The sequence below is a fragment of the Bosea sp. Tri-49 genome, assembly GCF_003952665.1.
GTDB lineage: Bacteria > Pseudomonadota > Alphaproteobacteria > Rhizobiales > Beijerinckiaceae > Allobosea.
In genome coordinates, this window is sequence record NZ_CP017946.1 from 2812469 (window position 1) to 2826485 (window position 14017).

General features: G+C 67.5%; 11 protein-coding genes. 7 read left to right on the forward strand and 4 right to left on the reverse strand.

The window, feature by feature from the left end:
• The first annotated feature begins 2 nt into the window (after positions 1-2).
• From BLM15_RS13795 to BLM15_RS13805, 3 genes are all read left to right on the forward strand, one after another.
• Positions 3-842, forward strand: coding sequence for an HTD2 family dehydratase (locus tag BLM15_RS13795; RefSeq protein WP_126113294.1), 840 nt, complete (start codon positions 3-5; stop codon positions 840-842).
• Positions 843-916: 74 nt separating this feature from the next.
• Positions 917-2872, forward strand: a complete 1956-nt coding sequence (locus tag BLM15_RS13800) for a bifunctional 2',3'-cyclic-nucleotide 2'-phosphodiesterase/3'-nucleotidase (protein WP_126113295.1) — start codon at positions 917-919, stop codon at positions 2870-2872.
• 43 nt (positions 2873-2915) lie between these two features.
• On the forward strand, positions 2916-3209 hold the full coding sequence (locus BLM15_RS13805) for a hypothetical protein (protein ID WP_126113296.1): 294 nt from the start codon (positions 2916-2918) through the stop codon (positions 3207-3209).
• 73 nt (positions 3210-3282) lie between these two features.
• On the opposite strand, the gene BLM15_RS13810 is transcribed toward BLM15_RS13805, so the two are convergent.
• Positions 3283-7611 (reverse strand): autotransporter domain-containing protein, encoded by a 4329-nt coding sequence (locus BLM15_RS13810; RefSeq protein WP_126113297.1) that lies wholly within the window; start codon positions 7609-7611, stop codon positions 3283-3285.
• Positions 7612-7788: 177 nt separating this feature from the next.
• On the opposite strand from BLM15_RS13810, the gene BLM15_RS13815 reads away from it, so the two are divergent.
• Positions 7789-9513: an ABC transporter ATP-binding protein gene (locus BLM15_RS13815; RefSeq protein ID WP_126113298.1), complete on the forward strand. Its 1725-nt coding sequence runs from the start codon at positions 7789-7791 to the stop codon at positions 9511-9513.
• A gap of 18 nt (positions 9514-9531) precedes the next feature.
• Here the strand turns inward: BLM15_RS13815 and BLM15_RS13820 are convergent, their stop codons facing one another.
• The 3 genes from BLM15_RS13820 to BLM15_RS13830 all read right to left on the reverse strand — a co-directional run bounded on the left by BLM15_RS13820 (position 9532) and on the right by BLM15_RS13830 (position 12433).
• Positions 9532-9957 carry a nuclear transport factor 2 family protein gene (locus BLM15_RS13820; protein WP_126113299.1) on the reverse strand — a complete coding sequence of 142 codons (426 nt, stop codon included), beginning with the start codon at positions 9955-9957 and terminating at the stop codon, positions 9532-9534.
• A 104-nt stretch (positions 9958-10061) separates the two neighbouring features.
• Positions 10062-11171, reverse strand: coding sequence for a 3-isopropylmalate dehydrogenase (leuB, locus tag BLM15_RS13825; RefSeq protein WP_126113300.1), 1110 nt, complete (start codon positions 11169-11171; stop codon positions 10062-10064).
• Between the two features lie 80 nt (positions 11172-11251).
• Positions 11252-12433: a lytic murein transglycosylase gene (locus tag BLM15_RS13830; protein WP_126113301.1), complete on the reverse strand. Its 1182-nt coding sequence runs from the start codon at positions 12431-12433 to the stop codon at positions 11252-11254.
• Between the two features lie 139 nt (positions 12434-12572).
• Between BLM15_RS13830 and BLM15_RS13835 the strand changes: the two genes are divergently transcribed.
• The 3 genes from BLM15_RS13835 to BLM15_RS13845 are packed head-to-tail and all read left to right on the forward strand — an operon-like array spanning position 12573 to position 13994.
• Entirely contained in the window at positions 12573-12833 is a 261-nt protein-coding gene (locus BLM15_RS13835; protein WP_126113302.1) for a SemiSWEET family sugar transporter, read from the forward strand.
• A 39-nt stretch (positions 12834-12872) separates the two neighbouring features.
• On the forward strand, positions 12873-13229 hold the full coding sequence (locus BLM15_RS13840; RefSeq protein ID WP_126113303.1) for a DMT family protein: 357 nt from the start codon (positions 12873-12875) through the stop codon (positions 13227-13229).
• Between the two features lie 3 nt (positions 13230-13232).
• Positions 13233-13994 (forward strand): class I SAM-dependent methyltransferase, encoded by a 762-nt coding sequence (locus tag BLM15_RS13845; protein WP_126113304.1) that lies wholly within the window; start codon positions 13233-13235, stop codon positions 13992-13994.
• Positions 13995-14017 lie beyond the last annotated feature (23 nt).

A 14017-nucleotide genomic window follows, 5' to 3' on the forward strand; every position in this document is an offset into this window, starting at 1 on the left:
CAATGAACATCGACCATCTGAAATCCTGGATCGGCAAGACCGAAGCTGCCTCCGACCTGATCACGCCGCGGCTTGTCGCCAGCTATGAAGCAACCTTTGCACCGCATCTCGCACCCTATGCCGCAGGCGAAGCACCGCTCGCCTTGCATTGGTGCCTCGCCCCGCCGATCTCGCCGATGGCTGCGCTCGGCCGGGACGGACACGCCGCCAAGGGTGAGTTCCTGCCGCCGGTCGAGCTGCCGCGGCGGATGTGGGCCGGCGGGCGGATCGAGACCATCGCGCCCTTGCGGACCGGCGACGAGGTCACCCGCCGTTCGACCATCGGCGACGTCACCTGGAAGGAGGGCCGCACCGGTCCGCTCTGCTTCGTCGCGGTCGATCATGACCTCGTCACGGCCCGCGGCATCGCGCTGCGCGAGCGCCATAACATCGTCTATCGCGAGGCGGCCAAGCCGGGCGAAGAACCGCCGCCTGCTCCGGTCCCGGTCGAACCGCGTCCGGCCGACCTGACCTGGACGGTCGAGGCGAACCCGGTACTGCTGTTCCGCTATTCGGCGATCACCTTCAACAGCCACCGCATCCATTACGACCAGCCCTATGTCACCGGCGTCGAGGGCTATGGCGGGCTCGTCGTGCACGGGCCGATCCAGGCGACGCTGATCATGAACATCATCGCGACGCTGTCGGGCGGTGAGCCGGTCCGGCTCGACTATCGCGGACTCGCACCGCTGATCGCGGGCGAGGCCTTCCAGGTGAAGGCGAAGCGGCTGAAGGACGGCGCGATAGCTGCCTGGACCGAAGGTGCCGACGGGCGGGTAAGGATGGAGGGCGTGAGCCGCTAGGCTCATCTTCCCCCGTGTCACGGTCCTGCCATGGTGCTAGCGTCTGTCGCAGCACCTTGCTTCAGGAGCCGATGATGGACCGCGCCCCCCGTTTCAGCCGCCGTGACACGCTCAAGGCCGGGGCCGCCATCGCCGCAGCCGGCGCGCTTTCTACCCCGCTCGCAGCGCAGGCTCCGACCAAGCTCAAGCTGCGGCTGCTGGAGACCAGCGACCTCCATGTCAATGTCGTGCCTTACGATTATTTCCGCGACGCACCCGACGACACGGTCGGCCTCGCCAAGACGGCGAACCTGATCAAGGCGGCGCAAGCGGAGACGAAGAACAGCCTGCTCTTCGACAATGGCGACTTCCTGCAGGGCTCCTCGCTCGGCGATTTCGTCGCCTACAAGAAGGGGCTGAAGGCCGGCGAGACCCATCCGATGATCGCCGCGATGAACGCCCTGCCCTATCAATGCGGCACGCTTGGCAACCACGAGTTCAATTACGGGCTGGAGTTCCTCGAGCACGGCCTCGCCCGCGCCGAATTCCCGATCATCTGCGCCAATGTCGATCGCGTTGGCGGCGGCACGCTGGTCGAGCCCTGGCGCATCTTCGAGCAGAGCTTCGAGGACGAGGCCGGGACGAGGCATGTCCTCAACATCGCGGTGATCGGCTTCGTGCCGCCGCAGATCATGCAGTGGGACAAGGGCAATCTCGACCGCAAGGTGACGGCGACCGACATCGTCGACGCCGCGCAAAAGTACCTGCCGGAGATCGCGCTGGCCCATCCCGACCTCACCATCGCACTCTGCCATTCCGGCATCGCCGGCGGCGAGCGCAAGGGCGGCGAGGAGAACGCGGCGCTGCATCTCGCCAAGCTCGACGGCATCGACGTCGTCCTGACCGGCCACCAGCATCTCGTCTTCCCCGGCGGCAAGGCCTTCGACGGCATTCCCGGCGTCGACAACAAGAAGGGCTCGCTGCACGGCAAGCCGGCCTGCCAGCCCGGTTTCTGGGGCTCGCATGTCGGCATCGTCGATCTCGAACTCGAAAAGCGCGACGGGCGCTGGCGCATCGCCGACTTCAAGGTCGATCCCAAGCCGATCTATGAGCGCACGCCTGATCGCAAGATCGTGCCGAAGGCGGAGGTCGAAGCGGCCGTGCTCGCCACGGTGAAGGCCGACCACGAGGCGACGCTGAGCTATATGCGCGAGCCGGTCGGCACCACGAGCGCCCCGATCAACAGCTATTTCGCCCTCGTCGCCGACGACCCGTCGGTGCAGATCGTGGCGGAGGCGCAGATCGCCTACGCCAGGCCGCTGCTGGCGCAGACGCCGCACAAGGACCTGCCCATCCTCTCGGCCGCAGCGCCGTTCAAATCGGGCGGGCGCGCCGGGCCGGCCTTCTTCACCGACATCCCGGCCGGGCCGATCGCGATCAAGAACGTCGCCGACATCTATCTTTACCCGAACACGGTGCAGATCGTGAAAGTCACCGGCGCGCAATTGCGCGAATGGCTGGAGCGATCGGCCGGCATCTTCAATCGCATCGATCTCGCCAAGACCGACGAGCAGCCGCTGATCAACCAGGGCTTCCCGGCCTTCAATTTCGACGTGATCGACGGCGTCACCTACCAGATCGATGTGACGCAAGCCTCCCGTTACGACGGCGACGGCAAGCTGGTGGCGCCCGACGCGCACCGCATCGTCGACCTTGCCTACCAGGGCAAGCCGGTGGACGAAAAAGCCGAGTTCATCGTCGTCACCAATAATTACCGCGCTTCCGGCGGCGGCAATTTCCCGGGAACCAAGACGACCGTGGTGCTGGAGGCGCCCGACCTCAACCGCGACGTCATCGTGCGCTTCATCATCGAGAAGAAGACGATCAACCCGGCCGCCGACAACAACTGGTCGCTGAAGCCCCTGCCGGCGAACGTCAACGTCACCTTCCCGACCTCGCCTGCCGCAGCCGGCAAGAAGCCCGACGCGCTGAAAGCCGAGGCGGTCGGCGATGCCGGCGAAGGTTTTGTGAAGTACCGGCTGGGCGGATAGGTTTCCGTTCGAGGCGGAGGCCCGGTCAGATCAGGACTTGTTCTTGGTCGCCCAGCAGGCCGACCCGCCCTGGACGCTGCGCCAGACGCCGTTCGACTTGCAGCCGGCAAGCGGTGGCGTGCAGACGCGGGCGATGCAGGCCGAGGGGTTGCTGCCGACCTTGTTGCAGTTCTGCTCGCAGCTCCTGAACAGAGCCGAGCAGGAACTGGTGACCTGCTTGCAGCCCTCCTGCGCGGATGCCGAACCGATGAAGGGCATAGCGAACGAGGCTGCCAAGCCTGCGATGAGCGCCAATCTGACCATGCCCGCCCCTCTGCAAATAAAGGAGCGATCGTGACGCCCTCGGCAGGCGCGTCAACGACGCAAGGTCGGTACCTCCGCTACGCCCAAGATGGAGATGACCAGCTTCGTCAGAACTTCATTTCGACCCTGCCCTTGAGGGCGTGATCGCGGGAGCGGTCGCCCACTGCTGCCGAGTAGGTCAGGCCCAGTGCGGTGGCAGATGAGATGCGCCAGTCGAGCCCGGCTTCGGCGACAACAGCCTCGCGATCGATTTGAGCCGCGAACACGCGGGCCGGGGTGGTGCCGAGGGCGAAGGCGGTCTTTGCCTGCGGGGTGAGCTCGCCAAAGCCGTGGCGCCAGCCGAGCATGGCGCGGGCGAAGAGCGGCATCGTCCCGAGCTGCGCCTCGGCGCGCAGGCCGAGCGTGGTGAAGCCGAGGGTCTGGTCGCTGGAGAGGACGCGCAGCGCCGCGGCGCCGCCCTGCTCGGTGCCGGCGTCGGTGCTGACCCGGATCAAGGCGAGCTGGGCGAAGGGTTCGAGCGCGAAACCATTGAAGGCGAAGCCATAGCCGAGTTCGGCAAAACCTTGCGCCACCGCGCCCGGGCGCTGCAGCCGCAGGCTGTCGCCGAAGCCACGGATCTGAACCTGGCGGCGGATGTCGCTCTCGCTCCAGCTATAGGCCAGGCCCGCATCCAGACGCAGATTGCCGAAGCGGGCGCCGGCATAGAGCGCGGCATGGCCGCTCTCGAGCTTGCCGGTGGAGAAGCGGGCATCGAGGTCGAAGCGCGACTGGCTGTAGCCACCGGCGACGCCGACCCTGAGCGACGAGCCGGGAGTGTCGTAGAGCATCACATCGGCGCCGAGCAGCGCCCCACCGCTGCGGCGGGACAGGCTCGCGGCATTGCCGTCGGCGTCGCTGTTGCCGGCGCTGCCAAAGGCCTCGCCCCAGAGGGCATAGCGCGGCTGCGGGACCGGAGCGGCCATCAGCACCGCGCCCTTGCGGCCGGGCAGGTCGGCGCTGAAGGCGGCCGCGACCTGGCCGCCCTGTTGCGTCAGCAGCGGCCCGCGCAGGCGGCTGAGGATGGTGTCGCGCACCAGCCGGCTCTCGTCGATCATGACGCTGACGGCCTGCGCATGCGCTTCGCCCGAGAGCAGATCAAAGCCGGCGCGGGCCTCGGCCACCGTGCTAGAGAGCAGCGCGTCGTAGACCGGATTGCCGACGCCGAGCCGCTCGGCCGCCACTGCGATGAAGCCCTGATTGCGGGTCGAAGCGACATAGGGGCGCTGCGACCCGCCTGAGGTTCCGCCGCCGCCCGAGCTCCCACCATCGGACGTGCCGCCACCACCGGTGTTCGTGTCGCCGCCGCCGCTCGTGCCACCGCTGCCACCACCGGAACTGCCGCCATCGCCCGGGCCGAAGCCGGTATCGTTGCGCGTCATGGTCAGGGTGACGTTGCGGCTGTCATAGCCCAGCGACGGCGTCAGGAAGGCGAGGTTCGAGGTGACTGTGCTGAACCGGCCGCTGACCCCGCCCGTGGCGGTCAGGATAGTGTAGCTCGTCGCCGCCGCATAGTTGCCGGCGTCGGCCAGGACCTGGACCGTGCCGCCGGACAGCGTCGCGATCCCCGTCGCCACGATCCGGTCGCTCTGGCCAGCGGCGTTGATCTCGACCTGATAGGTCGAGCCCGTCGCGAAGGCGACATTGCCGGAGACGGTCAGCGTGCCGATCGAGTTGCCCGGAGCGACGGTGCCGCCGCTCGCGACGCTCACCCCGCCGATCGTGCCCGAGCCGCCGAGCGAGCCGCCGTCGAGTGTGACGCTGCTCGCCAGCGAGCCGTTCACGACGAGCTTGCCGCCCGAGACCTTGGTCGCGCCATTATAGGTGTTCGCACCGGTCAGGGTCAGCGTGCCGGTGCCGGTCTTGGTGACCCCGCCCGTGCCGGTGATCGATCCCGAGAAGCTGGTCGAGCTGTTGTCGGAGCCGGCCGTCAACGTGCCGCTGCCCAGCGTGACCGTGCCGGCGCCGGCGAGCGAGCCGATGCTCTGATTGAAGCCGGCGAGGTCGAGCCGCGCGCCGCTCGCCACCGTGAACGCCGAGCTCGACGAGAACGCCCCGGCAACGCCGGCCCGCAAGGTGCCGCCCGAGACCGTGGTCGCACCGGAATAGCTGCTCGTGCCCTTGAGCAGCAGTGTGCCGGCGCCGGCCTTCGAGAGCGCGCCCGTGCCCGTCAGCGACTGGTTCACGATGAAGCTGTTGCCGGCCTCGACAATGTCGAAGCCGCCGCCATTGCTGCCGAGGACAATGCTGCGGGTCAGCCCGTTCAGCGTCGTGCCGGTCACCTGCAGCACGCCGCCATCCAGCGTCAACGCGCCGGCGAACGCGCCGAGATTGACCTCCCGGTCGATGCTGATCGCCCCGCCCGCGATCGTCGTGCCGCCCGAGTAAGTGTTCTCCTGCGTCAGCGTCAGCGTGCCAGTGCCGACCTTCCTGATGCTGCCATCGCCAGAGATCATGCCGGTGAACGTCGTCGAGGCGTTGGTCGCGCCCGTCTCCAGCGTCGAGCGGCTCTCGATCTCGATCTGGCCGGCACCGGCGATCGAGCCCGCAGTTACTGTGCCGAGCGTATCGTTGAGGCCGAGCAGCGCGCCGGCCGCGATGGTGTAGTCCGACGCCGCCGACATGGCGCCGGAACCGCTGATGCCGAGCGTCCCAGCCGACACCGTGGTCGCGCCCGAATAGGTGTTCGTGCCCGAGAGCACGAGCCGGCCGGTGCCGGTCTTGGTCAGCCCGCCCGTGCCCGAGATCGTGCCGGAGAACGCCGTCGAAGCATTGTTGCCGCCCGCGGTCAGCGTGCCAGCACCGAGCGTGACGGCGCCGGCGCCGGCGAGCGAGCCGATCGTCTGGTCAAAGCCGGCCAGGTCGAGCGTTGCGCCCGAGATGATCATGACCGTGGAGCCCGCCGAGAAGGCGCCCACCTGCCCGGCCCGCAGGATGCCGTTCGAGACCGTCGTCGTGCCGGTATAGGTGTTGGCGCCGGACAGGACGAGCGTGCCCGCGCCGGCCTTGGTGAATCCGCCCAAGCCGGAGAAGGATTGCGTCACCGTGAAGGTATTGCCGGCGTCGGCAATATCGAAGCCGCCGCCAGTGCTGCCGAGGACGATGTTGCGCGTCAGCCCGGTCAGCGTCGTGCCGGTCACCTTCAGCATGCCGCCGTCCAGCGTCAGCGTGCCGGAGGTCGCGCCGAGATTGCCCTCGGCGCTGATGCTGATCGCCCCGTCCGAGATCGTCGTCCCCCCGGTATAGGTGTTTTCGCCGGTTAAGGTCAGCGTGCCCGAGCCCTCCTTGACCACGCTGCCGGCGCCGCTGACTACGCTGCTGATCGTCGCGGCGATCGTCTGGTCGAAGGTCAGCGTGCCGGTGTCGATGACGATGCCGCCATTGATGGTGGCCGAGGCGGAGCCGATGGTGAGCTTGTTGCTGCCACCGGTGAAATGGATCGCCGCGGCGCGCGTCGTGCCGTCGCCCGAGAGGCCGCCCTCGATCGTGCCGTTATTGGTGATGATCAGGTCGGCGCCGATGATGGCATCGCCGCCGGCAGCGCCGACGCCGTTCGCCTCTTCGCCTGGATTAGGGGTACGACCAAAAGAAGCCGGCAAATTCGAGCCGCCGCGCCCGCCATCGCCACCGCGGATCGTGCCGTTGACGGTCAGCGTCGTCGTCGCGCCGCCATTGGTGAAGACCAGGCCGGCGCCGCCAACGCCGGCCGCGCCGGCGGCGCCAGTGCCATCCGACACATACGAGCCGCCGTTTCCGCCCTTGCCGCCCTGGATCGTGCCATCGATGAACAGGGTCTGCGCGGCACTGCCATCGGTGAAGAGCAGGCCGATGCCGCCGGAACCGCCTCCGCCGCCGAAGCCATAAAAGCTACCACCGCCATGGCCGCCATTGCCGCCGGTGAGCGTGCCGGCGATCGCTCCCGTCGCACCCGCGCCCGTGACCACGGCACCAAAGCCGCCCGCGCCACCGCCGCCGCCCGAGTAGAAATAGCCGGAGGTACCGTCGCCGCCATTGCTGCCGGTATTGGCACCGACCGGCAGGGCCGCGCCGACGGCGCCATGCACGCCGCCATCGCCGCCTCGGCCCTCGCTGGGGTTGCCATCGCCAGCGAGCCCGCCAGTTCCGCCGGTAACAGCGCCGGCGCCACCGCCGCCACCGCCCGCGTTGCCTCCTGGCGCTATTTGCCCCCTGGCGCCCGCACCACCGGCACCCGTCGGGTTGTCGATGCCGCCCGCGCCGCCGGAGCCGGGTTGCGCGCTGCTTCGGTCGCCGCCGCGCCCACCATTAGCGAGCGCCTGCCCGGCGGACAGGAGCAGCACGAGCGCCGTGCCCGCGAGCAGGCGCGAGGCGAGCCGCGTGCGAGATGTTCCGCTGTTCGCAGTAGTGATGACGGATATCATGAGAGTGCCCAACCCAACCGTGGACGCAGGCTTAGGCGGGCGCGGGCAGGAGGCAATGAACAGCCATTCACAACCCGCCAAATTGATAAACTGTGGCAGATTTGCCGGCGACGCGGCCCCCGCCCCGCCTCCAGCTCATGGCTCCGCGCCGAGCGGCGTGCTAAAGCCCCGCCCGCCATGCTCAAGCGCTTCTTCGCCTATTACCGCCCCCATCGCGGGCTGTTCCTGCTCGATTTCGGCTGCGCCGTGATCTCCGGCCTGCTCGAGCTCGGTTTCCCGATCGCGGTGAAGCTCTTCGTCGACCAGTTGCTGCCGAGCGGGAACTGGAGCCTGATCGTCATCGCCTCGCTCGGCCTGCTAGCAATCTATCTGGTCAATGCCGTACTAATGGTGGTGGTGACCTATTGGGGTCACATGCTCGGCATCAATATCGAGACCGAGATGCGCCGCAAGGCGTTCGACCATCTGCAAAAACTCTCTTTCGGCTGGTTCGACAACCAGAAGACCGGCCATCTCGTCGGACGACTGACCAAGGACCTGGAAGAGATCGGCGAGGTCGCCCATCACGGGCCGGAGGATTTGTTCATCGCGGTGATGACCTTCATCGGCGCCTTTGCGCTGATGCTGAGCGTGCATCCGCAGCTCGCCCTGATCACCGCGACGATCGTGCCGCTGATCGCCTGGCTGACCAGCCGCTATGGCAGCCGGATGACGGCGAACTGGCAGAAGCTGTTCGGCAGCGTCGGCTCGTTCAACGCAAGGATCGAGGAGAATGTCGGCGGCATCCGCGTCGTCCAGGCCTTCGCCAACGAGGAGCATGAGCGCAGCCTGTTCGCGGTCGACAACCAGCGCTATCGCCGCACCAAGCTCGACGCCTACAGGCTGATGGCGGCCTCGACCTCGCTCAGCTATTTCGGCATGCGGCTGACTCAGATGGCGGTGATGATCGCCGGCGCCTATTACGTGCTGATCGGCGACCTCAGCGCCGGCGGCTTCGTCGGCTTCTTGCTGCTGGTCACGGTGTTCTTCCGGCCGATCGAGAAGATCAACTCGGTGATCGAGACCTACCCGAAGGGGATCGCCGGCTTCCGGCGCTATACCGATTTCCTCGACACGCGGCCGGATATCGCCGACCTGCCCGGCGCCATCACCGTCTCCGGCCTCAAGGGCGACATCGCCTATGAGAACGTCAGCTTCGGCTATACGGCCGACCGCAAGATCCTGAAGGGGATCGACCTTACGATCCGCGCCGGTGAGACCATCGCCTTCGTCGGCCCGTCAGGCGCCGGCAAGACGACGATCTGCTCGCTCCTGCCGCGCTTCTACGATGTCGAAGGCGGGCGCATCACCATCGACGGCATCGATATCCGCCAGATGACGCTGGCCTCGCTGCGCGGACAGATCGGCATCGTGCAGCAGGACGTCTTCCTCTTCGCCGGCACGCTTCGCGAGAACATCGCCTATGGCAAGCTGACCGCGAGCGAGGAGGAGATCATCGAGGCCGCCAGGCGCGCCCGACTCGACGAGATGATCGCGCGGCTGCCTGACGGCCTCGACACGGTGATCGGCGAGCGCGGTGTCAAGCTCTCAGGCGGGCAGAAGCAGCGCCTCGCCATCGCCCGCATGTTCCTGAAGAACCCGCCGATCCTGATCTTGGACGAAGCGACCTCGGCGCTCGACACCGAGACCGAGCGCGCGATCCAGGCTTCCCTTGCCGAACTGTCCAAGGGCCGGACCACGCTGGTGATCGCGCATCGCCTCGCGACGATCCAGGACGCCGACCGCATCATCGTCATCGACGAGAGCGGCGTCGCCGAGCAGGGCCGGCATCAGGAACTGGTGCAGCGAGCGGGCATCTACCGGCGCCTGCACGAGGCACAGTATGGCGGGCGGGCGAGCTGACAAGAGCTTGCTGCCGACTCAGGCCAGCGCCGCCGCGATCGCCGCCGTATCGTAGTAGAACGGCGTGCCCTCGATCAGGCGCCCGCCCTCGAAGCGCAGCATTTCCGCGAAAGGCTGCGTGATCGTCCTGCCACTGCCTCGGGCCGTGAGGTGCAGGCTGCAGGTCATGAAGACGGTATCGCCGGTCTTCGCCGCCTGCAGGCCATCGACCGAGAGATCGCTCCATGTGTCGCGCATCGTCCGGAATAGGTGGCCGATCCCGTCGAGCCCGCGCCAATCACCGGCATAAGGCAGCGAGGCCGGCTCGTGCACGACGACATCGGGATGGAAGGCGGTCGCGAGCAGGCCAAGATCGGCCTCGTCCTGCTGCAGGAAGCGCAGCTCGACCGCGAACATGCGTTCGAGCAGCTCCATGGCGGACGGACCGCCGACATCTGCATTCATCGGGAACCTCGGAGTCAGCGCGGCTCAAGCGGCCGCCATGGCTCCGAGGAAGCCTTTATCACCCGTCAGCCGCCACCCGCTTCCTGTGCAGGTGGCGATCGGGCTCAGCCGCGGGCTTCGAGCGCCTTGACGATGGCGTCGCCCATCTCGGTGGTCGAGACGGCGTTGGCGCCGGGCGCGGCGATGTCCTTGGTGCGGGTGCCGGCGCCGAGCACGTCGGCGATCGCGCCTTCGAGCCGGTCAGCCGCTTCGCCGGCGCCGAAAGAATAGCGCAGCGCCATGGCGAAGGAGCCGATCATCGCGATCGGGTTGGCGAGACCCTTGCCGGCGATGTCCGGGGCCGAGCCATGCACGGGCTCGTAGAGCGCCTTGCGCTTGCCGGTGGCCGGGTCCTCGGCGCCGAGCGAGGCAGAGGGCAGCATGCCGAGCGAGCCGGTCAGCATCGCCGCAACGTCGGAGAGGATGTCGCCGAACAGGTTGTCGGTGACGATGACATCGTATTGCTTGGGCCAGCGCACCAGCTGCATGGCGCAGTTGTCGGCGAGGACATGCTCGAGCTCGACGTCCTTGTAGTCCCTGGCGTGCTGGGCGGTAACGGTCTGCTTCCAGAGCACGCCGGTCTTCATGACGTTGTGCTTCTCGGCCGAGGAGACCTTGTTGCGGCGGGTGCGCGCCAGCTCGAAAGCGACGGCGCAGATGCGCTCGATCTCACCCGTCGTGTAGAGCTGCGTGTCGACGCCGCGCTTGGAGCCGTCCTCCAGCGTGACGATCTCCTTGGGCTCGCCGAAATAGACGCCGCCGGTGAGCTCGCGCACGATCAGGATGTCGAGCCCCTCGACCACTTCGGGCTTCAGCGACGAGGCCGAGGCCAGCGCCGGATAGCAGATCGCCGGACGCAAGTTGGCGAACAGGCCGAGATCCTTGCGCAGGCGCAGCAGGCCGGCCTCGGGACGGTGCTGATAGGGCACATCGGCCCATTTCGGACCGCCGACCGCGCCGAAGAGCACGGCGTCGGCGTCCTGGGCGAGCTTCATGTCGCCTTCCGAGATCGCCTGCTTGTGGGCGTCATAGGCGACGCCGCCGACGAGGCCGCGCTCGAGCGAGAACGAGCCGAGGCCCTGCTTCTCGAACCAGGAGACGATCTTCTCGACCTGCCCCATCACCTCGGGGCCGATGCCGTCGCCGGGGAGCAGCAGGAGCTTGTGGTTCGCCATCGATTGAGCCTCGCGCAACAGAAATGCGCTGGCTGCTTACGGGGCGCAGCGTTCGTGCGCAAGCATCGGGGCGCTGCGCCTCAGACGCGCCCGCCCTTCAGCGCGCGCAGGACCTTCTCGCCCGGCCGCCCGGTCTGCGGCATGCCGATCTTGCTCTCGATTTCCTTGATCGCGGCGCGCGTCAGCGCGCCGACGGCGCCATCGGGCTCGCCGACATTGTAGCCGCGCTGCGTCAGCAGACGCTGCAATTCGCGGCGCTGCTCGCGCGAGAGCGGCAAGTCGTCGGTCGGCCAGTCGCCCTGCACGCCCGGCCGGCCGCGCAGGCGGTCGGAGAGCAGCGAGATGGCGAGGGCGTAGGAATCGGCGCCGTTGTAGCTGTAGGCGGCGTCGTAGTTCTTGAAGACAAGGAAGGCCGGACCATTGCGGCCGGCCGGCATCAAGAGCCCAGCATTGCCGGAGCCGGAGAGCGCCGAGCCGTCGAACTTGACGACGCCGCGCGCCGCCCAGGACGAGACCGGCTGCTTCGGGTTGCGCCCGGTCGGGCCGGAATAGCCACCGGGCACACGGACCTCGTAGCCCCAGCCTGCGCCGGTGACCCAGCCGGCCTTGGCCATGAAATTGGCGGTCGAATGCAACGCATCGGGGATCGAATCGACGAGATCGCGCCGGCCGTCGCCGTCGCCGTCGACCGCAAGCCGCAGATAGGTCGAGGGGATGAACTGGGTATGGCCGAAGGCGCCGGCCCAGGAGCCGAACAGCCGGTCGGCTCGGACGTCGCCGCGCTCGATGATCTGAAGGGTGGCGATCAACTCGCCCTTGAAGAAGGCGTTGCGGCGCGGCGCCAGACAGGCGCCGGTGGAGAGTGCCTGGACCAGCGGCATCTTGCCCCGCGCCTTACCGAAATCGCTCTCAACGCCCCAGACCGCCGCGATGGTATGGCGGTCGACGCCGAAGCGCTGTTCGGCGGCGGCCAGCGTCGAGGCGTGCTGGCGCATCATCGAGCGCCCTTCCGCGACCTTCTCGTCGTCGACCAGCGTGCCGAGATAATCCCAGATCGGCGTCTTGAATTCGGGCTGGTTGTTCATCGCCTCGATCACCTTCATGTCGGGCGTGACGCCCGACATGGCGCGATCGAAGGTGGCGCCGGAGACGCCCTTCGCTGCCGCGGCCGAACGCAGGCCGGCGACGCAGGAGTCGAAATCGGCCCGGGCCGCGGTCGCGGCTGCGAGGACGAGAGGCAAGGCCAGGATCAATGCGCGCATGGGTCCACCGAATCGCAGGATTGGCGCGAATCTAGGGCGCTGCGGTTAACGGAGGTTAACCATGCAAGTCCCGAGGGCGCGCGGAACGCCGAAACCGGCTATGTCTGCGCAACCCCCGCGCGAATCGTCGACAGCCCCTATGTCCACCGCCGCCACCGAAGCGCTCGGCTTCTGCGCCGCCCTGCTCACCACCTTCTGCTGGCTGCCGCAGGCCTGGCAGACGATCAAGACGCGCGACACCAGCGGCATCTCGCTGTGGACGCAGGCGCTGTTCGCCACCGGCATCGTGCTATGGCTGCTCTATGGCGTGCTGATCGCCTCCTGGCCGCTGATCGGCGCCAATACGGTCACGCTGGCGCTCGTCCTGGTTATCCTGACGATGAAGTTGCGCTACGGCTGATCCCTCCGCCCCGCCCAACACACGATCCCGGATTCCACCATGCCAGCTCTCAGCACCGCCCATCTCTTGCCGATCGGCATGCTGATCGGCTCGAACGTGTTCATGACCTTCGCCTGGTATGGCCACCTCTCCTACAAGAGCACGGCGATCTGGCTGGCGATCCTGGCGAGTTGGATGATCGCCCTGCCGGAATACATGCTCGCCGTGCCGGCCAACCGCATCGGCTCCGCCGTCTATTCGGCGGCCGAGCTGAAGACGATGCAGGAGGTGATCACGCTCTGCGTCTTCGCCGGCTTCTCGGTGTTCTGGCTGAAGGAGCAGCTGACCTGGAGCCATGCGATCGGCTTTGCGCTGATCGCGGCCGGCGCGTTCTTCATCTTCCACGCCAAGGCCTGAGCGATGGCTCCCGTCCCACATTCCGGCCACCCCGCCGTCGAGACCTATCTCGCTGACGGCTATGATCGCGTCGTCGGCATGTCCTCGCGATTCGCCGCAGCGGTTTGTGCGCGGCTGCTGCGGCTGCAGACCGAAAACGGTGTGAGCGGGCCGATCGCCGAGATCGGCGCCTTCGAGGGCCGCTTCTTCATCGCACTGGCGCATGCGCTCGAGCCCGGCGAGATCGCTCTCGGCATCGACATCTTCGAGTGGCCGAATCCCGAGGTGAAGGATCGCTTCGAGGCGAACTGCCTGAAGCACGGTATCGCACCCGAGCGCCGCGTCACGATCAAGGCCGATGCCGGCGCGATGTCTCCGGCCGAGCTGATCGGCCATGCCCGCGGGAGCAAGCTGCGCTTCATCCATATCGATGGCGAGCATTCGCGCGCGGCCCTGAGCAAGGATCTTGCGCTCGCCACCGCCTGCCTCACTGAGGGCGGGCTGATCGTGCTCGACGACATGCTGCACCCCGGCTACCCGACGCTGATGGTCGCGGTGCAGGAGTATCTCGCCGCCAATCCCGGCATCGTTCCGTTGTGCATCATTGACCGGGAGACCATTGTCGGCGCGACCAAGTTCGTGCTTTGCCGGCGCGACTGGTTCGAGCGTTATCAGGCGGTCATGCTGACGATCTTCAAGGAGCAGATCTGGCCGCTGGGAGCCGACTTCGAGCCACATTGGTGCCTCGTTCTGTCGCTCGATACGCGGCTCGCCGAGATCACCTGATTCTCCCCGGATTGCCTCGAAGG